General features: G+C 51.0%; 25 protein-coding genes and 3 tRNA genes. 13 read left to right on the forward strand and 15 right to left on the reverse strand.

The window, feature by feature from the left end; translation table 11 throughout:
• Positions 1–63 precede the first annotated feature (63 nt).
• The 6 genes from AC534G_RS21465 to holD form a co-directional block, all read right to left on the reverse strand.
• A complete protein-coding gene (locus AC534G_RS21465) occupies positions 64–225 on the reverse strand; it encodes a DUF1328 domain-containing protein (RefSeq protein ID WP_003019081.1) in 162 nt (53 codons plus the stop codon).
• A gap of 127 nt (positions 226–352) precedes the next feature.
• Positions 353–970: a molecular chaperone OsmY gene (gene osmY, locus AC534G_RS21470; protein ID WP_038636996.1), complete on the reverse strand. Its 618-nt coding sequence runs from the start codon at positions 968–970 to the stop codon at positions 353–355.
• A 307-nt stretch (positions 971–1,277) separates the two neighbouring features.
• Complete coding sequence (prfC, locus tag AC534G_RS21475) at positions 1,278–2,867, reverse strand: peptide chain release factor 3 (protein ID WP_006686587.1); 1,590 nt, start codon at positions 2,865–2,867, stop codon at positions 1,278–1,280.
• 92 nt (positions 2,868–2,959) lie between these two features.
• Positions 2,960–3,640, reverse strand: coding sequence for a pyrimidine 5'-nucleotidase (yjjG, locus tag AC534G_RS21480; RefSeq protein WP_008786125.1), 681 nt, complete (start codon positions 3,638–3,640; stop codon positions 2,960–2,962).
• Between the two features lie 14 nt (positions 3,641–3,654).
• Positions 3,655–4,101, reverse strand: coding sequence for a ribosomal protein S18-alanine N-acetyltransferase (rimI, locus tag AC534G_RS21485; RefSeq protein ID WP_038636994.1), 447 nt, complete (start codon positions 4,099–4,101; stop codon positions 3,655–3,657).
• Entirely contained in the window at positions 4,070–4,483 is a 414-nt protein-coding gene (gene holD, locus AC534G_RS21490) for a DNA polymerase III subunit psi (RefSeq protein ID WP_038636992.1), read from the reverse strand. The genes rimI and holD overlap by 32 nt, the downstream gene beginning before the upstream one ends.
• 103 nt (positions 4,484–4,586) lie before the next feature.
• Here holD and rsmC point away from each other — a divergent pair, with 103 nt between their 5' ends.
• The 4 genes from rsmC to AC534G_RS21510 all read left to right on the forward strand — a co-directional run bounded on the left by rsmC (position 4,587) and on the right by AC534G_RS21510 (position 6,160).
• A complete protein-coding gene (rsmC, locus tag AC534G_RS21495; protein WP_069324104.1) occupies positions 4,587–5,618 on the forward strand; it encodes a 16S rRNA (guanine(1207)-N(2))-methyltransferase RsmC in 1,032 nt (343 codons plus the stop codon).
• Positions 5,619–5,840: 222 nt separating this feature from the next.
• Positions 5,841–5,927 (forward strand) — tRNA-Leu (locus tag AC534G_RS21500).
• A 28-nt stretch (positions 5,928–5,955) separates the two neighbouring features.
• A tRNA-Leu gene (locus tag AC534G_RS21505) sits at positions 5,956–6,042 on the forward strand.
• Positions 6,043–6,074: 32 nt separating this feature from the next.
• Positions 6,075–6,160, forward strand: a tRNA-Leu gene (locus AC534G_RS21510).
• A gap of 36 nt (positions 6,161–6,196) precedes the next feature.
• On the opposite strand, the gene AC534G_RS21515 is transcribed toward AC534G_RS21510, so the two are convergent.
• Positions 6,197–6,433 carry a DUF1435 domain-containing protein gene (locus AC534G_RS21515; protein ID WP_110498761.1) on the reverse strand — a complete coding sequence of 79 codons (237 nt, stop codon included), beginning with the start codon at positions 6,431–6,433 and terminating at the stop codon, positions 6,197–6,199.
• A gap of 251 nt (positions 6,434–6,684) precedes the next feature.
• Between AC534G_RS21515 and AC534G_RS21520 the strand changes: the two genes are divergently transcribed.
• Together AC534G_RS21520 and fhuF are read left to right on the forward strand one after the other, a co-directional pair.
• A complete protein-coding gene (locus AC534G_RS21520; protein WP_110496093.1) occupies positions 6,685–7,761 on the forward strand; it encodes a GGDEF domain-containing protein in 1,077 nt (358 codons plus the stop codon).
• A gap of 108 nt (positions 7,762–7,869) precedes the next feature.
• On the forward strand, positions 7,870–8,658 hold the full coding sequence (gene fhuF / locus AC534G_RS21525) for a siderophore-iron reductase FhuF (RefSeq protein ID WP_038636988.1): 789 nt from the start codon (positions 7,870–7,872) through the stop codon (positions 8,656–8,658).
• A gap of 29 nt (positions 8,659–8,687) precedes the next feature.
• Here fhuF and AC534G_RS21530 read toward each other — a convergent pair whose 3' ends face one another.
• Both AC534G_RS21530 and AC534G_RS21535 read right to left on the reverse strand, forming a co-directional pair.
• The gene (locus AC534G_RS21530; RefSeq protein WP_032940335.1) at positions 8,688–10,031 is read right to left on the reverse strand and encodes a PTS sugar transporter subunit IIC; all 1,344 of its coding nucleotides are present in this window, start codon (positions 10,029–10,031) and stop codon (positions 8,688–8,690) included.
• Positions 10,021–10,161, reverse strand: a complete 141-nt coding sequence (locus AC534G_RS21535) for a hypothetical protein (RefSeq protein ID WP_199981149.1) — start codon at positions 10,159–10,161, stop codon at positions 10,021–10,023. The genes AC534G_RS21530 and AC534G_RS21535 overlap by 11 nt, the downstream gene beginning before the upstream one ends.
• Positions 10,162–10,396: 235 nt before the next feature.
• Here AC534G_RS21535 and AC534G_RS21540 point away from each other — a divergent pair, with 235 nt between their 5' ends.
• Positions 10,397–10,855 (forward strand): YbaK/EbsC family protein, encoded by a 459-nt coding sequence (locus AC534G_RS21540; RefSeq protein WP_038636987.1) that lies wholly within the window; start codon positions 10,397–10,399, stop codon positions 10,853–10,855.
• Between the two features lie 57 nt (positions 10,856–10,912).
• Here AC534G_RS21540 and bglJ read toward each other — a convergent pair whose 3' ends face one another.
• Together bglJ and AC534G_RS21550 are read right to left on the reverse strand one after the other, a co-directional pair.
• On the reverse strand, positions 10,913–11,590 hold the full coding sequence (gene bglJ / locus AC534G_RS21545; protein WP_110496094.1) for a DNA-binding transcriptional activator BglJ: 678 nt from the start codon (positions 11,588–11,590) through the stop codon (positions 10,913–10,915).
• The gene (locus AC534G_RS21550; protein ID WP_038636985.1) at positions 11,551–12,276 is read right to left on the reverse strand and encodes a helix-turn-helix transcriptional regulator; all 726 of its coding nucleotides are present in this window, start codon (positions 12,274–12,276) and stop codon (positions 11,551–11,553) included. The genes bglJ and AC534G_RS21550 overlap by 40 nt, the downstream gene beginning before the upstream one ends.
• Before the next feature lie 453 nt (positions 12,277–12,729).
• On the opposite strand from AC534G_RS21550, the gene AC534G_RS21555 reads away from it, so the two are divergent.
• The 6 genes from AC534G_RS21555 (at position 12,730) to opgB (ending at position 18,455) form a co-directional block, all read left to right on the forward strand.
• Positions 12,730–13,506, forward strand: a complete 777-nt coding sequence (locus tag AC534G_RS21555) for a threonine/serine exporter family protein (protein ID WP_038636983.1) — start codon at positions 12,730–12,732, stop codon at positions 13,504–13,506.
• Positions 13,497–13,970, forward strand: a complete 474-nt coding sequence (locus tag AC534G_RS21560) for a threonine/serine exporter (protein WP_038636981.1) — start codon at positions 13,497–13,499, stop codon at positions 13,968–13,970. Before AC534G_RS21555 ends, AC534G_RS21560 begins: the two co-directional genes overlap by 10 nt.
• A gap of 121 nt (positions 13,971–14,091) precedes the next feature.
• Complete coding sequence (dnaT, locus tag AC534G_RS21565) at positions 14,092–14,631, forward strand: primosomal protein DnaT (RefSeq protein ID WP_110496095.1); 540 nt, start codon at positions 14,092–14,094, stop codon at positions 14,629–14,631.
• Positions 14,632–14,633: 2 nt separating this feature from the next.
• A complete protein-coding gene (gene dnaC / locus AC534G_RS21570) occupies positions 14,634–15,371 on the forward strand; it encodes a replicative helicase loader DnaC (protein ID WP_038636979.1) in 738 nt (245 codons plus the stop codon).
• Between the two features lie 70 nt (positions 15,372–15,441).
• Positions 15,442–15,933, forward strand: coding sequence for a YjjA family protein (locus tag AC534G_RS21575; protein ID WP_038636977.1), 492 nt, complete (start codon positions 15,442–15,444; stop codon positions 15,931–15,933).
• Positions 15,934–16,163: 230 nt separating this feature from the next.
• The gene (opgB, locus tag AC534G_RS21580; protein ID WP_110496096.1) at positions 16,164–18,455 is read left to right on the forward strand and encodes a phosphatidylglycerol--membrane-oligosaccharide glycerophosphotransferase; all 2,292 of its coding nucleotides are present in this window, start codon (positions 16,164–16,166) and stop codon (positions 18,453–18,455) included.
• Between the two features lie 27 nt (positions 18,456–18,482).
• Here the strand turns inward: opgB and AC534G_RS21585 are convergent, their stop codons facing one another.
• From AC534G_RS21585 to AC534G_RS21600, 4 genes are read right to left on the reverse strand one after another with little or no spacing between them, the layout of a single operon-like run.
• Positions 18,483–19,493, reverse strand: coding sequence for an SIS domain-containing protein (locus AC534G_RS21585; protein ID WP_110496097.1), 1,011 nt, complete (start codon positions 19,491–19,493; stop codon positions 18,483–18,485).
• 18 nt (positions 19,494–19,511) lie between these two features.
• Positions 19,512–20,573 (reverse strand): SIS domain-containing protein, encoded by a 1,062-nt coding sequence (locus AC534G_RS21590; RefSeq protein ID WP_110496098.1) that lies wholly within the window; start codon positions 20,571–20,573, stop codon positions 19,512–19,514.
• Between the two features lie 12 nt (positions 20,574–20,585).
• Positions 20,586–21,434: a PTS system mannose/fructose/sorbose family transporter subunit IID gene (locus tag AC534G_RS21595; protein ID WP_038636969.1), complete on the reverse strand. Its 849-nt coding sequence runs from the start codon at positions 21,432–21,434 to the stop codon at positions 20,586–20,588.
• Positions 21,412–22,191 (reverse strand): PTS mannose/fructose/sorbose/N-acetylgalactosamine transporter subunit IIC, encoded by a 780-nt coding sequence (locus AC534G_RS21600; protein WP_006686564.1) that lies wholly within the window; start codon positions 22,189–22,191, stop codon positions 21,412–21,414. Before AC534G_RS21600 ends, AC534G_RS21595 begins: the two co-directional genes overlap by 23 nt.
• Positions 22,192–22,207: the final 16 nt, after the last annotated feature.

Genomic DNA, 22,207 nt, shown 5'->3' on the forward strand with positions numbered 1-22,207 from the left:
TAAAACCGTAAAAGCCAGTCCACTGGACTGGCTTGGTAGCAAGTTATCTTTACGGTTTACTGACTAGGGTCGTTTACGCCCTGTAAACAGGCTGACCAGAAACAGAATGATCCCCACCACGAAAACAATTTTCGCTGCGCCTGCAGCGGTACCAGCCAGTCCACCAAAACCCAGTGCGGCGGCAATTAACGCGATAACCAGAAATATGATGCCCCATCGAAACATACGCTTCTCCTTTACCATAGTTAATGTCACCGCTTGTTATGAGCGCTCAGGCTGCTCATCGGCGATATTTTTAGTGTGGTGCACAACACGCCTCCCGACAAACGTCAGGAGGACGAATTAAGTCGAATTACTGAGTTTTAAGGTCGTTTTTGACGCTTTTCACGCCATCAACGGCTTTGGCGATGCTCTCAGCACGATCGCTTTGTGCTTTTGAGTCAACGGTGCCGGAAAGTTGAACCACTCCATCAGTGGTCTCTACTTTCACTTTACGGGAAGGGACAATGTCATCAGCCAGCAGTTTTGCTTTAACTTCGCTGGTGGTTGCCGTGTCGCCCGCATAGCCTTTTACGGATGTGCTTTTGCTGTCGCGTACGTGTAGTTTGTCGCTCACTGAGGTTACGCCCTCAACGCCTTTGGCCACTTTCACGGCTTCTTCAGCCTGTGCCTGGCTTTCAACAAACCCGCTTAACGTCACCACTTTCTGGTCTGTTTTCACAGAAATATCGGTGCTCTTGATGCTTTCGTGATCCACCAGCGCAGCTTTTACTTTTGCTGTGATAGTGCTGTCATCCATGAAATTACCGACTTTGTTCATAGAGCTATCGACTTTCTGCCCCGCACTTTCGACACCAGATTGCGCTTTATCCGTCGTGGCGTTTTCTGCAAAAGCAGAACCCGTTGCAACAGCGGAGGTCAGCATCACGGCCAGCAGCGTTTTAGAAATCTTAAGTCCTGTCATTGTCATCGATGTATTCCTGTATGTTTTGCTAAAAGCGATGGTCTGCCGTAAAACGGCGTTAACCAGCAACTAATCTTGTAAGTGGAATAAATATCAGCAATAGAAGCTGCAACAGGCAGCCTAAAAAGCATTTAACGCCGATATTTATGTCATCACATTGTTAAATATAGTTCAGGATTTCGTGATCGCAGTCCGGATTGACTAAAAAACAGGCAAACAACAGAAAAACGAGAGGTTTTAAGAACATTCCGCAAGGGATTTAAAAGACAGGGAAAGTTGCAGGGCACGGCGAATACCGTGCCCCGGAAGGCGATTAGTGTTCGCGCGTTTTGCGGAACTGAACGTCAGGGTAACGTTCCTGGGTGAGATTCAGGTTAACCATGGTCGGTGCGATATAGGTGAGGTTATCGCCGCCATCCAGCGCCAGCTGCACTTCGTTTTTACGCTTAAATTCTTCGAATTTTTTCACGTCAGAACATTCTACCCAGCGCGCGGTCGCCACGTTGACAGACTCATAAATCGCTTCAACGTTGTACTCGCTCTTCAGACGCGAAACCACCACGTCGAACTGCAGCACACCAACAGCGCCCACGATCAGATCGTTATTAGCAATTGGACGGAAGACCTGCACCGCACCCTCTTCCGACAGCTGAACCAGCCCTTTCAGCAGTTGTTTCTGCTTCAAAGGATCTTTCAGGCGAATACGACGGAACAGCTCCGGCGCGAAGTTCGGAATACCAGTGAACTTCATCATTTCACCCTGGGTGAAGGTATCGCCGATCTGAATAGTGCCATGGTTGTGCAGACCGAGAATATCGCCCGGATACGCTTCTTCCACATGAGAACGGTCACCGGCCATAAAGGTCAACGCATCGGAGATCACCACGTCTTTACCAATGCGTACCTGACGCATTTTCATGCCTTTCTCGTACTTACCGGAAACCACGCGCATGAACGCCACGCGGTCACGGTGTTTCGGATCCATGTTGGCCTGGATTTTAAACACGAAGCCGGTGAACTTCTCTTCTGAGGCTTCCACGGTGCGGGTATCAGTTTTACGCGGCATCGGCGCAGGCGCCCACTCCACTAAGCCGTCCAGCATATGGTCAACGCCGAAGTTACCCAGCGCGGTACCGAAGAAGACCGGGGTGATTTCGCCCGCGAGGAACAGATCATGGTCGAACTCGTTAGACGCGCCCTGCACCAGCTCCAGCTCGTCGCGCAGCTGCTGCGCCAGATCTTCACCTACGGCGGCATCGAGTTCCGGGTTATTCAGCCCCTTAACAATACGCACTTCCTGAATGGTGTGGCCTTTACCCGTCTGGTACAGGTAAGTTTCGTCTTTATAAAGATGATAAACGCCCTTGAACAGCTTCCCGCAGCCAATCGGCCAGGTGATCGGCGCACAGCCGATTTTCAGCTCGTTCTCGACTTCATCCAGCAGCTCCATCGGGTCACGGATGTCACGGTCGAGTTTGTTCATAAAAGTCAGGATCGGCGTATCGCGCAGACGGGTAACTTCCATCAGCTTGCGGGTACGATCCTCAACGCCTTTCGCGGCGTCGATAACCATCAGACAGCAGTCTACCGCCGTCAGGGTACGATAAGTATCTTCGGAGAAGTCTTCGTGCCCCGGGGTGTCCAGCAGATTCACCAGGCAGTCGTGATACGGAAACTGCATTACAGAGGTGGTAATGGAGATACCACGCTGCTTTTCCATCTCCATCCAGTCAGATTTCGCATGCTGGCTGGAGCCACGGCCTTTTACCGTACCTGCGGTCTGAATCGCCTGTCCGAATAACAGCACCTTTTCAGTAATGGTCGTTTTACCGGCATCCGGGTGAGAAATAATGGCAAAAGTGCGGCGTTTGGCCACCTCTTGCAAATAAGGAGACAACGTCATAGTCAAATCTTCTTAGGTAAGCACGGCAACGGGCCGTGCAAGTTGAATACGAAAAATTGCGGCTATTTTACCCATCAACGGGGGGGAGGCAATCAGTGTTTACACAGGAGCTGCTCCAGTTCGCTTAATGACGCGACCGTCCAGGTCGGCTGAATGCCAGCTGGCTGCTCGCGATGGTGCGTATTTAGCCAGCAGGTGGATAGCCCGGCGTTAATGCCGCCAAGAATATCGGACTCTGCGGTATCGCCCACCATCAGCACGCGGGAACGGTCAGGATTGCCCGCCTGCTCCAGGGCATGGTCAAAAATACGGGGATCGGGTTTTGCCACCCCAACCTGCTCAGAAATCACCAGCAGATCGAAATAGTCGCGCAGCCCCGTCCGCTCAAGGCGGATTTGCTGCAACGCCGTAAAGCCGTTAGTAATGATGCCAATTTTCGTTTTATCACGAATCGCATTGAGCAGAGAGACCGCCCCTGGCAACGGCGAGCAGATCTCAGCCATCGCATTGATAAATGCGTCATTAAGCTGGCCTGGTTCGACCTTCAGGCGTTCAGCCCAGCTCTGGAAACGGGCATGCTGCAATTGTAATGACGTAATCGCGCCGTTTTGATAATCCACCCATAGCGGTTTATTCACGGCCTGGTAGTCCTGAAAATCTTCAGCGGTAAAGGTAATGCTATAGTCGAGAAACATCCGCTGTAAGCCGGTAAACGAGTCAAACGTAAACAGCGTTTCGTCGGCATCAAAGAAAATCCAGTCCCACTTCTTCATTATTACACCTTGTCTTACATGCTGATTGGCAATGCCATGATAATGGCGTCTTCATGACCATCGGCCGTCGGATAATAATTGCGCCTGATCGTCGCCTCGTTAAAGCCCAGGCTTTCATACAGCGCGATAGCGGCAGCATTTGAGGCGCGCACTTCCAGCCACAGCGTCAAAATGCCGCGCTTTTCCAGCTCATCGATCAGGTGCTCCAGTAGCTCGCGCCCCAGGCCCTGGCGCTGAAAGTCAGGATCGACGGCGATATTGAACAGCGTAGCTTCATCCAGTACCACCTGCGTAATCGCAAAGGCGGCCATCACGTCGTCAACCCTCAACTGAAAATTGAGGTAGCGATCGCCCTGGTTGCTGGCAAATGTTTTTTCACTCCACGGAAAAGCGTGGGCGCGTTTTTCAATCTGAAATGCTGCAGGTAAATCAGTCGGTTCGAGGGAAGAAATCGTGTTCATATGCGCAGATTTGTTGCCATAACGCGGCGCGGGCCGCTGGGTTTTCCCGTAATTCATTAAACGCAGGACTCTCGACCTGAGCGCCTTCCAGCAGCAGCGGCTCTTCGGTTCCCAGCCGCCAACTATTACAGCGACTGCCCTGCGGCAGCATGGCGACACGGTCAGGCGTCAATTGTAAAACCTGATCCGGGCTGACGGTTATTGCGCGTAAAATATCGCTCATTAACGGTTCGGTTAGCGCGGGTAGCTGTGCAGCAACCATCACTAAACGGATATGCGCAGGAATGGAGATCGCGATTTCGCCCTGCAGTGCGCCAGGACGACGCAGCGACCACTGCGTAATGCCCAGTTGCTGTAACTGCCAGTCTCGTCGGGATGTCATAGCGAAACACTCCTGTCTATCAGGGGCGCAAATATAGCAAATTTGTCGAATCCGTGCCATCAAACAACTATAATCCCCGGCTGTACAATTTAAGGAGCACTCCATGTCTGCTTTTACCCCGGCAAGTGAAGTCTTGCTGCGCCACAGTGATGATTTCGAACAAAGCCGTATTCTGTTTGCCGGTGATTTGCAGGATGATCTGCCTGCCCACTTCGAAAGCGCCGCCAGCCGTGCGCACACTCAACAACTTCACCACTGGCAGGTGCTGAACCGCCAGATGGGTGACAACGTCCGTTTCAGCCTCGTCGCTAAGGCCGATGACGTTGCCGATAGCGATACGCTAATCTACTACTGGCCGAAGAATAAGCCGGAAGCGCAGTTCCAGCTGATGAACATTTTGTCGCTGTTACCGGTGGGCAGCGATGTTTTTGTTGTGGGTGAGAACCGCAGCGGCGTACGTAGCGCAGAGCAGATGCTGGCCGAATACGCACCGCTGAATAAAGTCGACAGCGCGCGTCGCTGTGGCCTGTACCACGGTCGTCTGGAAAAACAGCCGGTCTTTGATGCAGAAAAATACTGGGATGAATATCAGATTGATAATCTGACCATCAAAACGCTGCCGGGCGTATTCAGCCGTGACGGCCTGGATGTTGGCAGCCAATTGCTGCTCTCCACACTGACGCCGCATACCAAAGGTAAAGTTCTGGATGTCGGTTGTGGCGCGGGCGTACTCTCCGTCGCTTTAGCCAGCCATTCGCCCAAAGTCCGCTTAACCCTGTGTGATGTAAGTGCGGCCGCTGTTGAAGCCAGCCGCGCCACGCTTGCCGCCAACGGTATTGAAGGTGATGTGATCGCCAGCAACGTTTTTTCTGACGTGACGGGCCGCTTTGATATGATCATCTCCAACCCACCGTTCCATGATGGGATGCAGACCAGCCTCGATGCCGCGCAAACGCTGATTCGCGGCGCGGTGCGTCATCTCAACAGCGGCGGTGAACTGCGTATCGTGGCGAACGCCTTCCTGCCCTATCCGAAGGTGCTGGATGAGGTATTCGGATTCCATGAAGTTATCGCACAGACCGGACGCTTCAAGGTCTATCGCACCATCATGACGCGTCAGGCGAAAAAAGCCTAACTGATCAAGGCTGGATCAGGCATTTACGCTGCCGCCAGACGTGACACTGAGCAACGCCGGATAGCGCTATTGCTTATCCGGCCTGGATAAAACGCCAAAAACCGTAGAAACGCCTTTTTTTTCGGCAATCACGTTAAGTTCGATAATTAACTGTTGACGCCCTGCATAAAATCTCTAGAATTCGCCTCCGTGGTAACGATACTTTTTGAGTGTCGATGGTATGCGAAGGTGGCGGAATTGGTAGACGCGCTAGCTTCAGGTGTTAGTGTCCTTTCGGACGTGGGGGTTCAAGTCCCCCCCCTCGCACCATAATCCACGTTGATATTGCTCGCACTGGGCGAAGGTGGCGGAATTGGTAGACGCGCTAGCTTCAGGTGTTAGTGTCCTTTCGGACGTGGGGGTTCAAGTCCCCCCCCTCGCACCAACGAGGCGATATCAAAAAAATAAGATGACTGTGCGAAGGTGGCGGAATTGGTAGACGCGCTAGCTTCAGGTGTTAGTGTCCTTAGGATGTGGGGGTTCGAGTCCCCCCCCTCGCACCAATTATCTTATTTCCTTCTCTTTTTCCCCTGTTTTGCTTATCCCTGATTCCAGTTCATCATTACCAGCACAATGCCGCCAATCAGCGCTGCACATGAAGGTAACAGAATAAAATGCCGTAAGCGCTTGTGGTATAGCATGAGCGAAGTCAATAGTAATCCTAATACAATCATTACCTTCCATACATTGACCGACAGGTCGGTAAATGCCATCCCGGCAATGAGTATCCCCGGCAGCAGAACTCCCCATCCACTGCCCAGCGTATGTTGCAACATGGTTCCACCTACGACATTGATAATGATAACCAATATCATATGATATGTTTTCTCATTTGTCAGCTGGGAGGCACTATCAATTATATGAGTTTTACTTAACGATTGATGACATGAATAATCTAAGGTGATAAATTGCTCGCCGGTTAACGCTTCAACTAAAAATAAAGACCTCAGCGAATGATACCCCGTTCGTTATTTGTTTTATTTACCAACACATCTTCGTATATTACAGATAACTAACAATATTTACTATGACAGTACAATCCTGGCGAACTCTGCGCACTAAAAAATATCAACTCTCTTTGCGTTTGTTTCTGCTTCTCAACGCAGTCTCCGCGCTGTTTACGCTTTTTTTCCCACTTTTTGCCGTCAAAGCCTTATCTGTACCGGCTCTGCTGATACTGATCACCAGTACGCTGCTGCTTATATGGCATGGGAAATACACGGATAAAAAAATTAATCTCCCTTTTATTTCAATAATCTTTGGCTTGTTATGGGCATTCCATATTTTTCAGAAATATTCCACACTCGGTCATAATGACTATTATTTTCTGTTAATCGCACTGCTCAGCGTGCTGTTTATTGGATCTATTGCTTTCGCCAATAATATCATCGCGTTTACGCTTCATTCTCTCCCCTCCGTCGCCGTCTGTTTATGGCTTAGCGGCAACGAGCATAGTTTACGAATTTTCTATTTTATGGCGTTACCGATGGCCGGGATCGCCATCCAACATGTGATACAAAAGCGCTACGATGGTTTCGCCCAGCAGTTGATGTACAAACTGCTTGAGGAACGGGAAACGCTCAACGGACTCAGCATGCTTGACCCGCTTACCGGTTTGTATAACCGCCGGGGACTGCAACACAGACTCGATACGCTGTTGGCGCTGAGCAACTCGAAACACTACGTGCTGTTATTGGATATCGACCACTTCAAAGCCTATAACGATCATTACGGGCATATGATGGGCGACCAGGCGCTGATCCGCGTCTCAGCCGCCATTCGTGATTCCGTACGATCCCGGGATGTGGTGGCGCGATTCGGCGGCGAAGAATTCATGGTTTTGCTGACCGCGATCGATCCGCAGCAGGCACAGGCTGCCGCCGAGCGTATTCGTCAGAAAGTGTACGACCTTAAAATCCCCCACATGTTTAACGAAAACGTGGCAACCAACGTGACCATCAGTATCGGCATTGCGCCGCTGGTAGAGCAGGATATTGAGGCCGCTATCGCCAGAGCGGATAAAGCCCTGTACGAGGCGAAAAATCTTGGGCGTAACAACACGCTGGTCAGCGATGAGCTGAGGGTAAACCGCCCTTCACTCTGAGCTATCTGTGCGGTGGCATCCGTCATCGCGACAAAGATCTTGCCATCGTTCATCGTCAACCATAGGATTAGCAATCATTATCATTTCGATTAACATCCTTATATTGCCATGGCTTATCGTTCCGCACCGATCGTTGAAGATGTCATCTGGCGTAGCCACCTTCCAGCAAAGATGCCCTCGCTGGCTGCTGCTGTACGCGAAACGATAGCCCAAACTCGTGAGCACCTGCTGGACTTTATTCGTCTTGACGAAATCCCCGTACCGGGCGCGATGACGCTACATGAATGGACGCAACCAGCGACGCTCAGTTCGCTGTTGGCCGTTTATTCAGACCATATCTATCGCAACCAGCCCACGCTGACACGCGAAAATAAGCCGCTGATTTCTCTCTGGGCGCAATGGTATATCGGGCTGATGATGCCCCCACTCATGGTAGCCCTGCTAACGCAAAAAGAGGCCATTGACGTCTCACCTGAACACATGCGCGTTGAGTTTCACGAAACGGGCCGTGCAGCCTGCTTCTGGATTGACGTCCACCAGGATCACCAGACTACAGCCCTGTCGCCTCAACAACGCATGGAAACGCTGATTCTCTCGGCACTAACGCCGGTTGTGCAGGCGCTGGAAGCAACAGGCGAGATCAACGCCAGGCTTATCTGGAGCAATACTGGATATTTAATTCACTGGTATTTAACGGAAATGAAGCCATTGTTAGGTGAAGAGCTGCTGAACTCACTGCGGCAAACCTGCTTTTTTGAGAAACAACTCTCCTGCGGTCAGGATAATCCGTTGTGGCGTACCGTTGTTCCACGCGAAGGATTACTGGTGCGCAGAACCTGCTGCCAGCGTTACCGCCTGCCCGACGTTCAGCAATGCGGTGACTGTACGCTGAAGTAAGCGAGGAGCCGTAGCCCCTCGTCAACAATTTATGCAACCTGCTGGTTTTCCTCTTCTATACGCTGTGCTTCTTCTTTTTCCTGCGCCAATAGCTGCTTTTCATAGACCTTAAAGAATGGGAAATAGATGATCGCCGACACCAACGCCAGCAGGACGACCAGGATGGCCGCGCGATAATCCCAGCCTAACGCCCATGCCGCGCCAACCGGTGCCGGGGCCGTCCAGGGAACGACGGAAATCACCCGTCCAATTAAATCCAGCTTCATCGCCGCCCAGGCCAGCACTGCATTCACCATCGGGGCCAGCAGAAACGGGATAAAGAACACGGGATTCATGACAATCGGCGTACCGAAAATCACCGGTTCGTTAATATTAAAAATGCTGGGGACCACGCTCAAACGCCCAATCGAACGTAAATGTGCCGAACGGCTGCGCAGATAGCAAATCACTAACCCCATCGTCGCGCCGGACCCACCAACCACGATGAAAAACGTCCAGAATGCTTCCATAAAGATATGTGGCAAAGGTGCGCCCTGTGCCAGCGCCGACTGATTCATTCCGAGATTGGTTAGCCAGAACATTTGCAGCATCCCCGACACAATCGCCGCACCATGGATCCCAGCAAACCACAGTAGATGACCAATCAGCACGGCCAGTAGTATCGCCGGGAGAGAATCAGCAGCGGATACCAGTGGTTTAAAGATAGCCATAATGGCCTGCGGAATTAGCATGTCAAACTGCGACTGTATCACCAGGCTCAGAGGGTACAGCGTTAGCACCACCACCAGCACCGGAATCAGCAGATCGAAGGAGTTTTTGATCATTGGCGGCACCTGATCGGGTAAACGGATGCCGATGTTGTGCGCCTTCAGGAAACGCATCATTTCCACACAGTAAATCGCCACGAGGATAGCAGTGAAAATCCCCGTCCCACCCAGGCTATCGACGGGCATCGCGCCTTTGGTTTTCGGGGCGGCAATAAGTAAAAAAGCCATGATGGACAGCATTGCGCACATAAACGGATCTAACTGATGCGACTTCACATAGTGCTTACCCAGGTTATAAGCGATAGCCGCACAGATGTAGACCGACATGATCCCCATCGTCATATCAAACGGTGTGAGGATCTGGCCTTCAAACTGTTTTGCCATATCCAGCCATGCACGGGCAAATCCCCATGTGGTATCAGGAGAAAATGGCGGGTAGGCGAAAACCAGCAGAAATGAACCGACGATCATAAAGGGCATAGCCGAAATAAACCCATCACGGATTGCCATCACATGACGTTGTGAAGAGATTCGTCCGGCGACAGGGCTGACGTAGTTTTCAACAAAGCGGAAAATCACATTAAACACAGCATGATTAGTAGACATAGCCGCTCTCCCGTTGCGCAAAATCTTGCGGCCATGCAGACATCAACACCACCACGCAAAGCTCATTACACTTTTTCGCAACCGTGCCGGGAAGAACACCAGCGCTACTGCATTTTGAGTTAAGTTTCATAGATGGCTCTTATTATGTGATACAGAGGAAGTGACAACTTCAGTATTAATCGTCATTTCAACATTCTGCAACCGGTTACTGTAACCGGTTTCTTTGATTGTGAAGATGATCGAAAAACTGCCAATGTTGCCATGTTGTTACAATAAAATATTTACAGCGAGCTTGCCCCTATGACAAATTACGCCATGCGGTTTTCTGCTGTATGGAGCTGCCCGTAGGCGATTTGGAGAGAAGAATGAGTTTGCAATCAGTACGCCAATTTTTGGCGCAACATGCCCCAGATATTGAGATCATCGAATTAGATCAGAGCACGGCAACCGTCGAGCTGGCAGCAAAAGCCCATAATGTCGAACCCGGTCAGATCGCGAAAACACTTTCGCTAAAAGTGAAGAACGACATCATTCTGGTCGTCGCCAAAGGCGATGCCCGGCTGGATAATAAAAAGCTAAAGAGCACATTCGGCGCCAAAGCCCGTATGCTGAGTAGTGATGAGGTCGTGAATGCGACGGGTCACCCCGTTGGCGGCGTTTGTCCTTTCGGGCTGGAAACACCGATATCGGTTTATTGCGATGTCTCTCTGAAGCACTATGCTGAAGTGCTGCCTGCGGCAGGGGCCATTCACAGCGCTGTTCGCATCACGCCGGAAAGGATGGCTGAGCTAACTTCAGCCACCTGGGTTGATGTGTGCCAATGATGTTTCACGCCCCGGGCCGGTGACTGAACCCGACACAAAATACGTCTACGTTGGCCGTCACGACGCCGCTTGTAGAATGGGTGTCGGTTCGCCTGCGCGCAGATACAGCAGGATATCGGCAGCATCCAGTAAACCCGCATCTGAGCTCACGCCCAGCTTGGACATTACGTTAAATTTATGCGCCCGAATGGTTTTAATATTCCGTTCAAGCTGAACGGCAATCTGCGGCATCGAATAGCCATTTGACATAAAACGCAGTATTTCTCGTTCTGTGGGGCTAAGCACACGGCTTTGATTGATAAACCAATGGTTTTTCGCGCTTTCGGTTGTCCGGGTAGGGCAATTCAACGACGTAAACAAAGCTTCCTGCAGCACAGTTAACGAAGAGGCTTTGCTAACGACCCCATCCAGCGGCAATGGTGACAGAGAGCCAATTAAACGTGCCTCAGCATCGTCATCGGCAATCACCACACGCCTGATGCGAGGGAAATTTATCGCCATCTCCGTCAGATAGGCGAGTCCTGCTCTGCGATCGGTTCTGATAGCAGAAAGAGAAAAAATTACTGCCGAAAATGACATTTTTAACATCGCCTGACTAAAAGCAGGCTGGTTCGAAAAGAGATGAAGTGCGTATTGGTCATCCGGCATGGTATTAAATAAATTCTCAATACCCACGCGACTCATCGCACATTTTTCTACAAGTGCGACGTTTCTTTTAATGCTTCTGCTTTCCATTCCGTGGTCTCCCCATATACTGAAGGTAAATTCAGTTCTCGCGATCCTTGAGAACTATTTATCCATGCGTACATTTCTGCATTGCTATGTATTGATAAGCGACGCATGGCGCTGTTCTTTTGGGCGCTGATTGTTTTATTACTTTTCTTAAGTAACGATGCAATCTGGTTAATTCCCCAACCTTTTCCCAGGAGTCTCAGCACTTTCCTCTCCGAGAGAGTAAGTGCAATTGAGCGGGCGCTATTGTCAGCCAACTCTGGCATTACGGGAGGGGAAATCAGAGATTTACTTATCCTCTCAGCTCGGGTATTTCCCGCGTGAATTACATTCACTAAACTTTCAATCGGCTCAGCATCAGATAACAGTGAACTGATCGGGCACATCAGCAGTTCGATGGCGAGAGGGTAAAAAACACGAGAGACAAGAAACACCCAATGAATATCACGGTATTGAGATAATAAAGAATAAAATTGTTCGCAAACTGAGCGAGGATGATTGCAGTCTGCTGATAAATCAGCAATCACCAAGTCAGCGCACCGCAACTGCAACAATGTCAGTTCTTCAACAGAACGACAGTAAGTCAATTCGTAATCAGCAAACTGTTCTTGCATTACACCTTTAAGCCCAGTTTGTACGATCGGTAATTTGCTAATAATAATTGCGTTTTTGCAGCGTCCTGGCAACATATCCCCTCCACATTCACCAGTCCGTATTCGCATTTATTAGAAGATCCCTGATAAATTAAACGTATTAATTAACAGAAAATCCCTAAACAATAGACGAGGTGAATTGTTTATCCTTGGATTTCATTCAAACATTAAAATAATGGCGCTATAATCCCAATAGCGTTCAAACTATTGAACCGTTATTACAAAATTACGCATAAATACATTCTATGTACAATTAAAAGAACTAAAATAGAACATTAGAATTGCTTACGTATTTGCCATCCTGATAAATAAAACTATCTTATCATGTGATACTGTTTTTATTGATTAGCAGGTAAGGCATGTAAGCGAGTACGACCTGCGTCTTTTTTCAACACAAAGATTGATCTTGCCAGAGCTAACTGGCTCATGCTTCATGATAAAAAGAAGACATTCACTATTCAATGAGATCCTTTTCAGTCAGAGCGAACCATGCAAACAGAGCAGTCGTCACAGCGAACGGTTACACGGTTATGTATACAATGTGGGCTTTTTTTACTCCAGCATGGTGCAGAAAGCGCGCTGGTTGACGAGTTATCCACTCGCCTCGGCCTGGCGCTTGGCATGGATAGCGTAGAAAGCGCCATCTCCTCCAACGCGATTGTCCTGACTACCATTAAAGATGGGCAATGCCTGACGTCGACCCGAAAAAATCATGATCGCGGCATTAACATGCACGTCGTGACGGAAGTGCAGCACATCGTTATTTTAGCGGAACACAAACTACTGGATCTAAAAGGCGTTGAGAAGCGCTTTAGCCAGATTAAGCCGCTACGCTATCCAAGATGGCTGGTCGCATTGATGGTCGGTTTGTCCTGCGCCTGCTTTTGCAAACTCAATAACGGCGGATGGGACGGCGCGGTGATCACCTTTTTCGCCAGCATGGTGGCGATGTATATCCGCCAGATTCTGGCGTCACGGCATTTGCATCCGCAAATCAACTTTTGTATCACTGCCTTTGTAGCGACCACAATATCCGGCCTGTTGCTGACGCTGCCGACCTTTAATCACACCCCAACCATCGCCATGGCTGCCAGCGTGCTGCTGCTGGTTCCGGGTTTTCCGTTGATCAACTCTGTCGCGGATATGTTTAAGGGGCACATTAATACCGGGCTGGCTCGCTGGGCCATTGCCAGTCTCCTGACGTTGGCAACCTGCATTGGGGTGGTTATGTCGATGACCTTATGGGGGCTGCGCGGATGGGCGTGATCGATTTCATTCTGGCGCTGATACAGGACATGATCCTGTCGGCGATCCCGGCTCTGGGCTTTGCCATGGTGTTTAACGTCCCGCACCGCGCGCTTCCCTGGTGTGCGTTACTCGGCGCGCTGGGCCATGGTTCACGAATGGTGATGATGAGCGCAGGGTTTAATATTGAATGGTCAACCTTTATGGCGTCGCTGCTGATTGGCTGCATTGGGATCCAGTGGTCGCGCTGGTATCTGGCGCATCCGAAAGTTTTCACCGTTGCGGCTGTGATCCCTATGTTCCCCGGGATCTCCGCCTACACCGCCATGATCTCCGCGGTAAAAATTGGCCATTTCGGCTATAGCGAAGCGCTGATGATTACCCTGTTAACCAATTTCCTGAAAGCTTCATCAATTGTTGGTGCGCTCTCTATCGGCTTATCCGTACCAGGCTTATGGCTGTATCGCAAACGCCCACGCGTCTAGCGCGGTAATTACTTAGCGCCTCGCAGAGGGGGAATCTCCCCCTCATCTGCTGCTCTCCTGGTTCTCTGTGTTACTATAAAAGCAGTCCCTTCTCGGTTGTTGTTCAGTTTTGAGAAACATTATGCCCTGCAAAATTTTGACGCCGGACGTCATCAGCATTGACGCCTTACTACACGATCACCACGCGGTACTGGCAAAGTCTGCGGGTGGCGCCGTAGCGGTATTCGCCAACAATGCGCCAGCGTTTTACGCGCTGACGCCTGCGCGACTGGCTCAGTTGTTGGCGCTTGAAGAGAAGCTGTCACGTCCAGGAAGCGATGTGACGTTGGATGCGCAATTTTATGAAGAGCCGCAAGCTGCGCCCGTGGCCGTGCCAATGGGGAAATTTGCGATGTACGCTGACTGGCAGCCCGATGCCGACTTTCAGCGCCAGGCCGCTCTGTGGGGCTTGGCGTTAAGAGAACCGGTCACCGCCGAGGAACTGGCCTCATTCGTCGCCTACTGGCAGGCCGAAGGCAAAGTCTTTCACCATATTCAGTGGCAGCAAAAACTGGCGCGTAGCATCCAGATTGGCCGGGCCAGCAATGGCGGAATGCCAAAGCGCGATGTGAACAGTGTCAGCGAACCTGACAGCCATATTCCACCAGGTTTTAGAGGATAACGATGAAAAACGTTGGCGATCTGATGAAACGTCTGCAAAAAATGATGCCGCCCAATGTCGAGCCTGCCTTTAAAACGGGCGAAGAGCTACTGGCATGGCAAAAAGAGCAAGGTGAAATTCGTGCCGCAGCGCTGGCCCGCGAAAACCGGGCCATGAAAATGCAGCGCACATTCAACCGCTCCGGTATCCGTCCGCTGCACCAAAACTGTTCATTCGATAACTATCGGGTGGAATGCGAAGGTCAGATGAACGCCCTGAGCAAAGCCCGCCAGTACGTTGATGAGTTTGACGGCAACATCGCCAGCTTTATTTTCTCGGGCAAACCCGGCACCGGCAAAAACCATCTGGCGGCAGCTATCTGCAACGAACTGCTGCTCCGCGGTAAGTCGGTACTGATCATTACCGTGGCTGATATCATGTCGGCGATGAAAGAAACCTTTAGTAACCGTGAAACCAGCGAAGAACAGTTGCTCAACGATCTTAGCAATGTAGATCTGCTGGTGATCGATGAGATCGGCATGCAGACCGAATCCCGCTATGAAAAAGTGATCATCAATCAGATCGTCGATCGCCGATCGTCCTCAAAACGCCCGACCGGTATGTTAACCAACAGCAATATGGATGAAATGAACAAACTGCTGGGTGAGCGCGTGATGGATCGCATGCGTCTCGGTAACAGCCTGTGGGTGATTTTTAACTGGGACAGCTACCGTAGCCGGGTAACAGGAAAAGAGTATTAACGTATTAGGACCACTCCTAAAGCTGCCAGCGCTATACTGCGCTGAAAAGGCATAACACGAGTTGCATATAATGATGAAAACAACCAAACGTCTGCTGTGCTGTGCGCTTGCCGCCAGTACGCTCATCTCCACCAGCGTTTTTGCCGCCTCCTGGCAGGACTCGCTCTCCAGCGCGGCCAGCGAACTGAGCAAACAAAGCTCCGGCTCGCAGGGCAGCTCGTCGCTCTCCTCCCTGACCAGTCTGCTGAATGGCAGCAATCAGTCACTGACCTCAAGCAGCATGAATAACGCCGCCGGGATCCTGGACTATTGCGCCAAACAGAAACTGGCCTCGGTCACCGACGCGCAAAATGTCAAAAACCAGGTGCTGGATAAACTCGGCCTCAGTGCCCCAGAGCAGAAACAAGACACCAATTACATGGACGGCATTCAGGGCCTGCTCAACGCCAAAGATGGCCAACAGCTGGACCTGAACACGATTGGTAATAGCTCGCTGGCGAAGCAGGTAAAAACCAAGGCCTGCGATCTGGTGTTAAAACAGGGTATGAACTTCATTTCCTGAGGCATTAAATGCCGCGTATCCCCTGCGCGGCATCCCCCTATTCCTGCCGATACAGACCGCCATCACGAAAGCCGTAATTACCCGCCAAAAACGCGCATATCTAAACCAATTCTGAATAACAACGTAATTTAATGTCACTACAATTGCAGCAATATAACAACGCTATTACATTGTTCTCTTACCAAATGATTAGCCTGCCAGGCATGTGCCCGGTTTACTGAGGATCGACCGTGTCAGAATTAATCTCCATCACTCTGTTTCTCGCTTCAGTGCTGATTTATGCCTGGAAAGCGGGTCGCAATACCTGGTGGTTTGCCGCCACGTTAACGGTGCTGGGGATTTTTATTGTCTTAAATATCACACTGTATGCCAGTGACTATTTCACCGGCGACGGAATCAACGACGCGGTGCTTTATACTCTGACCAACAGCCTGACCGGCGCAGGTATCGGGAAATATATTCTGCCTGGCGTCGGCATTGCGCTGGCGCTGACGACCGTCTTCGTCGCCCTCGGCTGGATCCTTCGCCGCCGTCGCCATCACCCGCATCACGTGGGTTACAGCCTGTTGGCCCTGCTGCTGGCGCTGGCCTCCGTTGACGCCAGCCCGGCGTTTCACCAGATAACTGAACTGGTGAAATCTCAGTCGCGCGATGGCGATCCGGATTTCCTGACCTATTATAAAGAGCCGTCGAAAACCATCCCTCATCCGAAGCTGAACCTGGTTTATATCTACGGCGAAAGTCTCGAACGCACCTACTTTAATAACGAGGCGTTCCCGGATCTGACCCCGGAGCTCAGCGCGTTGAAAAACGAAGGCATGGATTTCAGCAACACCATGCAGCTACCAGGGACGGATTACACCATCGCTGGCATGGTCGCTTCGCAATGTGGCATCCCGTTATTTGCGCCATTTGAAGGCAACGCCTCGGCATCGGTTTCCAGCTTTTTCCCCAACAATATCTGTCTCGGCGATATCCTGAAAAACTCCGGCTACCAAAACTACTTTGTGCAGGGGGCCAACCTGCGCTTTGCCGGGAAGGATGTGTTCCTGAAATCTCACGGGTTTGATCATCTGTACGGCGCAGAAGAGTTAAAAAGCGTGGTGGCGGATCCCGCATATCGTAACGACTGGGGCTTTTACGATGACACCGTGCTGGACGAAGCATGGAAAAAATTTGAAGAACTATCGCGTTCAGGACAACGTTTTTCACTGTTTACCCTGACCGTGGATACCCATCATCCGGATGGATTTATCTCTCGTAGCTGTAACCGTAAACGTTATGACATCGACGGTAAGGCCAATCAGTCCTTCAGCGCGGTGAGCTGCAGTCAGGAAAACATCGCTGAATTTATTAATAAAATCAAAGCATCCCCGTGGTTTAAAGATACCGTGATCGTGGTTTCTTCCGATCATCTGGCAATGAACAACACCGCCTGGAAGTATCTGAACAAGCAGGACCGCAACAACCTGTTCTTCGTGCTACGCGGCGACCAACCGCAACAGGATACGCTGGCGGTGAAACGTAACACGATGGATAACGGCGCAACGGTGCTGGATATTCTGGGCGGCGATAACTTTATCGGCCTTGGCCGCAGCAGTTTGTCGGGCGAATCCGTGTCGGAAGTATTCCTCAACATCAAAGAAAAAATGCTGGCGTGGAAGCCCGATATCATCCGCCTGTGGAATTTCCCGAAGGAGATGAAAGAGTTCACCATTGACCAGGACAAGAACATGATCGCGTTCTCCGGCAGTCATTTCCGCCTGCCACTGCTGCTACGCGTATCGGATAAACGCGTCGAACCACTACCAGAAAGCGAATACTCGGCGCCGTTGCGCTTCCAGTTGGCGGATTTCGCGCCGCGCGATAACTTTGTCTGGGTCGATCGCTGCTACAAAATGGCGCAGCTGTGGGCGCCGGAGTTGGCGCTTTCCACCGACTGGTGCGTCTCTCAGGGGCAACTGGGCGGGCAACAAATTGTGCAGCACGTTGACAAAGCCAAATGGAAAAGCAAAACCGTCTTTAAAGACACGGTGATCGACATGGAGCGCTACAAAGGAAACGTCGATACGCTGAAAATTGTCGATAACGATATTCGCTACAAAGCCGACAGCTTCGTCTTTAACGTGGCGGGCGCGCCGGAAGAGGTGAAACAATTTAGTGGTATTTCACGCCCCGAATCCTGGGGACGCTGGTCCAATGCGCAGCTCAGTGAAGAGGTAAAAATCGAATACAAAGCGCCATTGCCGAAAAAATTCGATCTGGTCATCACCGCCAAAGCCTATGGCGATAACGCCAATCGCCCGATACCCGTGCGCGTTGGCAATGAGGAACAGACGCTGGTGTTAAGCCATGATATCAGCACCACTACCTTACATTTTGAAAACCCGGCGGATGCCGATACGCTGGTGATTATCCCACCCGATCCGGTCGCCACCAACGAGGGCAATATTCTCGGCCACTCGCCGCGCAAGCTGGGGATCGGGATGGTGGAAATCAAAGTGGTGGCAGCTCAGGGGTAAAAAAAGGGAGCATTGCTCCCTTTTCTGTTAGTACTCAAACTGGCGGTAGTAACGGCGGATGTCCAGGCTGTGGCCCGTATAGTGCTCAAAGTGCGCCGCGAGGCGATCAACCAGCAGCGTCGAGACCAGGCAAGGCGCCATTATCCAGCGGAAAGCGTCGTCGATGCCCGGCATCGGGTAATGTGCCGGATCGATCACCACCAGATTATCGGTGATCTGCGCGGCAAAACGCTCCACGCGTTCATCAAGCGCCCGACATTTCCCCTCCCCTTTCACCAGCAGCAGCGGTACATCTTTCTCCAGCAGTTCCAGCGCGCCGTGAAAGAACTCCGCTGAGGTCACTGGCCGGGTGCGTTTCCACTGCATCTCTTCCAGAATACACATCGAGAACAGATAGACCTCACCCCACATCTCTGCTCCGCCGACCCACATCATATAGTCACTGCGATGGTAACGACTGGCGATCTGGTCCGCCTGCGGATCAAAGATCTGCTTCGCCTGCAGCAGGTGCTCAGGCAATGTCTCCAGCTGGCTGGCAAACCGCTCGTAATCCGCAAAGTCACCATGATGAGAGAGAACGCTGAAGAACAGCCAATACAGCAGCATATACTCATATTCCACGCCATTTTTGTGGCGCATCGGAATATGCCATGTTGCCGCCTGCGCCAGCGGTGAGTCGGCGTTTTTGGTAATTGCCACCACGCGAATGCCCTGCGCTTTACACCACTCAGCGATAGCGACCGATTCTTTGGTATCGCCTGATTTCGATAGCGTCACTACCACCGAATCTTTATTTAGCCGTTTATTACCTTTATGAATTAATTCTGCCGCCTGTTCGATATAAACCGGCAGACCGGTTAATTCTTTGGCGAATTCATTTATGGCCATCATGGGCGCTAATGAGCCCCCTACGGAGGCAAAAAATAAAGAACTGAAGCCCGACTGATGAATATCATCCGCCACCTGTTCTGTTTTTTTGCGCGCAGCAATTATCTCACGAGCACTCGTCAGGTACTCGTCCTGATTAAAACCCAACATATTTTCTCTCCTGATAAATTAGATTTTACTTTTTAATACGCGATCGAAATCGTCAAAAATACGCACAGAAAGGTCGATGCCTTTCAGCGATGCAATATAGAAAGCCAGCAGTTGTACCGGCACAATGAGTAACAGCGGCGATAAAAAATGATCCACATCCACACCAAGAGCCAATGTCTCGTCATCCTGCGCCTGTGCCGCCAGAGTCACCCTAAAGGCTCGCTCCACCGCCGGCGACATATAGCCACGCAGCGCCCGGGAGCGCTCGTCGCTAGCGTCGTCAAAGAAGAACATCACGTGCTCCGCATTGGCCTCCAGATAAGGCCCATGCATGTATGCCTCAAGCTCAAATCCGGCAGACGGCACACGCACCGTCTCGGTGAACTTGGTTTCAAACTCTTTTGCCACCCCCACCAGCGCGCCATAGCCGATGGCGACAAACCGTTTTCCCTGTTGCAATATGGTTTGATGCGTATGAATAAATGCTTCAGTGCGCGCGATCGCGTCAGGAATCTCCACCGCGATGCGCTCAAGCTGCGCCAGATAATCCACCATTTCGCGCTCATCCAGGCGCTGTTGCTGGCGGGCCAGCAGTAGTGCCACCAGCAGCAAATTAAGCACGGTGGCGCTGAATCCGCGGGTAACAAATCCGACCTTCTCAATGCCGGTAAGAATATCCAGCGGATAGTCACAGGCCAGCCCAACAGGGCTCTGCCGATCGGAGGTCAGTGCAAAAACCGGAATCCCCTGCGCTTGCACCTTCCGCATGGCATCCAGCGTGGAGGCGCTTTTACCGCTTTGTGAAATCGCAATCACCATGTCAGCCTGCGGGTCGAGATTCTCATAATGGGTAAAGGTGTACGGCTCTTTAATATCGATATTTATCGCGAACTTTTCGAAAAAATAACGGGCGCAATATGCCGCATTTAATGACGAACCGGTAGCCAGTATCGTGATTCGTTCTATTTTGCGGTGGTGCGCAAAGTCGGAAATATCGGCCAGCGTTTGACGATATTCGCGCAGGATGCGGACCAGCGTTGCAGACTCTTCATTGATATACGTCAGCATGGTTGGTGACATCATTTTTCCCTCTTAAAAAAGACCAATCCAGGAACCCAAAATACCGACCAATGCGATACCGCCAATAATAGTTAATGGCTTAACCTTCTTGCCAAGTAGCCAGTAAACGATGGCAAAGCTCACCAGTGGTAACAGGCAGGGCATAATGTCGTTGATAATGTCCTGCACATGGGTTTTCGCCTCACCCGTACCAAAGGTGATGGGGATCGTGATATCAATCATCGACGCCGTCATGGCACCCACTACCATCAGGCCAATAATCGAAGCACCGTAAGTCAGGCTCTCCATCATGCCGCTTTGCTGTATTCTCTGCAGCACGCCGGTGCCCAGCACATATCCCCAGCGTGTAAACAGCCAGCGCACCAGAATATGCGGCACATTGAAGACCAGCAGGAACAGAATAGGGCCCAGGATATTGCCTTTTAGCGCCAGGCTGGTGCCGATACCGGTGGCAATCAGGCGCAGCGTTCCCCAGAAAAAGGAGTCGCCAATTCCTGCCAACGGCCCCATCAGCGATGCCTTAACGTTATCAATGGATGTCGCATCCATACCTTTCTGCTGACTGTTTTTCTCCTCCATAGCCACGGTGATCCCAAGGATCAGAGTGACGATATGCGGCGTGGTATTAAAGAAAGCGAGGTGGCGTTTCAGCGCCTGCGCCAAATCCTCTTTGCGGGTATAGAGCTTTTTCAGTACCGGAATAAGCGTATACGCAAACGCCAGGTTCATCTGTCGTTCATAGTTCCAGGAAAACTCCATCATGAAGGAGCGCCAGAAAACACGGCGGAGATCGCGTGCGGTCACTTCTCCTGCGGTGTCCACCTGCTGGCGATCGTCTTCAGAAATCATCTTCATCGTCATGAGGCGCTCCTTGTGCGGGTGCAGTCTGAGATTGATTTATTTTCGGCATATTCACCATCACCACGGCGACAATCGCGCCGAGAATCGCGATACCCGTGACCGGTATTTTCAAATACGCCATTAATACAAAACCGAGAAAAAAATAAGGGGCTACTTTTTTGTTAATTAACAAACGTGCCAGCATGGCGAAACCAAGCGCCGGAATAATCCCGGTGGCAACGCTTAAACCATGCTTAATAAATTCCGGAATGGCATCGAGAAAACCTTTCACCACATTCACACCGGCGAGATAAGAGACGGTGACAATAATTCCCAACGTCAGCGAAAGCCCAATTCCGGAAATTAAGTGCATCCGTTCAATACCGCGGGTATTTCCCACTTCAGCGTACGCATCGGCTTTATGACAAAGCAGCGGGATGAACATCCCGTTATAGATATTTTTTACGATAAGCGCCAACGTGGCGATGGGCAGACCCAGCAACAATGCGGTCTCTGCGCCCGCTCCTGAGTTAATCGCAAAAGCAACGCCCAAAATACCGCCGGTTACCACGTCCGGCGGCAGCGATGCTCCCACCGAGAACGAACCAATAAACGCCAGTTCAAGCGTCGCCCCCATCACAATACCAGTTTCCATATCCCCCAATACCAGTCCCGTCAGTAGTCCCGTCACGATAGGTCTGGAGATCAACGAGGTTCCCAGCGCATATTCAGACTGCGCGATAAACGCCACCAGACCGAGTAAAAGTGCCTCTACCATAATGTATCCTCAGGAA

The sequence above is a fragment of the Citrobacter sp. CRE-46 genome (assembly GCF_059615875.1).

What these genes read in the sequence shown, in the direction of transcription:
- AC534G_RS21465 (WP_003019081.1), bottom strand. Translation starts at nt 225, where the DNA reads ATGTTTCGATGGGGCATCATATTTCTGGTTATCGCGTTAATTGCCGCC.
- osmY (WP_038636996.1), bottom strand. Translation starts at nt 970, where the DNA reads ATGACAATGACAGGACTTAAGATTTCTAAAACGCTGCTGGCCGTGATG.
- prfC (WP_006686587.1), bottom strand. Translation starts at nt 2,867, where the DNA reads ATGACGTTGTCTCCTTATTTGCAAGAGGTGGCCAAACGCCGCACTTTT.
- yjjG (WP_008786125.1), bottom strand. Translation starts at nt 3,640, where the DNA reads ATGAAGAAGTGGGACTGGATTTTCTTTGATGCCGACGAAACGCTGTTT.
- rimI (WP_038636994.1), bottom strand. Translation starts at nt 4,101, where the DNA reads ATGAACACGATTTCTTCCCTCGAACCGACTGATTTACCTGCAGCATTT.
- holD (WP_038636992.1), bottom strand. Translation starts at nt 4,483, where the DNA reads ATGACATCCCGACGAGACTGGCAGTTACAGCAACTGGGCATTACGCAG.
- rsmC (WP_069324104.1), top strand. Translation starts at nt 4,587, where the DNA reads ATGTCTGCTTTTACCCCGGCAAGTGAAGTCTTGCTGCGCCACAGTGAT.
- AC534G_RS21515 (WP_110498761.1), bottom strand. Translation starts at nt 6,433, where the DNA reads ATGTTGCAACATACGCTGGGCAGTGGATGGGGAGTTCTGCTGCCGGGG.
- AC534G_RS21520 (WP_110496093.1), top strand. Translation starts at nt 6,685, where the DNA reads ATGACAGTACAATCCTGGCGAACTCTGCGCACTAAAAAATATCAACTC.
- fhuF (WP_038636988.1), top strand. Translation starts at nt 7,870, where the DNA reads ATGGCTTATCGTTCCGCACCGATCGTTGAAGATGTCATCTGGCGTAGC.
- AC534G_RS21530 (WP_032940335.1), bottom strand. Translation starts at nt 10,031, where the DNA reads ATGTCTACTAATCATGCTGTGTTTAATGTGATTTTCCGCTTTGTTGAA.
- AC534G_RS21535 (WP_199981149.1), bottom strand. Translation starts at nt 10,161, where the DNA reads ATGAAACTTAACTCAAAATGCAGTAGCGCTGGTGTTCTTCCCGGCACG.
- AC534G_RS21540 (WP_038636987.1), top strand. Translation starts at nt 10,397, where the DNA reads ATGAGTTTGCAATCAGTACGCCAATTTTTGGCGCAACATGCCCCAGAT.
- bglJ (WP_110496094.1), bottom strand. Translation starts at nt 11,590, where the DNA reads ATGGAAAGCAGAAGCATTAAAAGAAACGTCGCACTTGTAGAAAAATGT.
- AC534G_RS21550 (WP_038636985.1), bottom strand. Translation starts at nt 12,276, where the DNA reads ATGTTGCCAGGACGCTGCAAAAACGCAATTATTATTAGCAAATTACCG.
- AC534G_RS21555 (WP_038636983.1), top strand. Translation starts at nt 12,730, where the DNA reads ATGCAAACAGAGCAGTCGTCACAGCGAACGGTTACACGGTTATGTATA.
- AC534G_RS21560 (WP_038636981.1), top strand. Translation starts at nt 13,497, where the DNA reads ATGGGCGTGATCGATTTCATTCTGGCGCTGATACAGGACATGATCCTG.
- dnaT (WP_110496095.1), top strand. Translation starts at nt 14,092, where the DNA reads ATGCCCTGCAAAATTTTGACGCCGGACGTCATCAGCATTGACGCCTTA.
- dnaC (WP_038636979.1), top strand. Translation starts at nt 14,634, where the DNA reads ATGAAAAACGTTGGCGATCTGATGAAACGTCTGCAAAAAATGATGCCG.
- AC534G_RS21575 (WP_038636977.1), top strand. Translation starts at nt 15,442, where the DNA reads ATGATGAAAACAACCAAACGTCTGCTGTGCTGTGCGCTTGCCGCCAGT.
- AC534G_RS21585 (WP_110496097.1), bottom strand. Translation starts at nt 19,493, where the DNA reads ATGTTGGGTTTTAATCAGGACGAGTACCTGACGAGTGCTCGTGAGATA.
- AC534G_RS21590 (WP_110496098.1), bottom strand. Translation starts at nt 20,573, where the DNA reads ATGTCACCAACCATGCTGACGTATATCAATGAAGAGTCTGCAACGCTG.
- AC534G_RS21595 (WP_038636969.1), bottom strand. Translation starts at nt 21,434, where the DNA reads ATGACGATGAAGATGATTTCTGAAGACGATCGCCAGCAGGTGGACACC.
- AC534G_RS21600 (WP_006686564.1), bottom strand. Translation starts at nt 22,191, where the DNA reads ATGGTAGAGGCACTTTTACTCGGTCTGGTGGCGTTTATCGCGCAGTCT.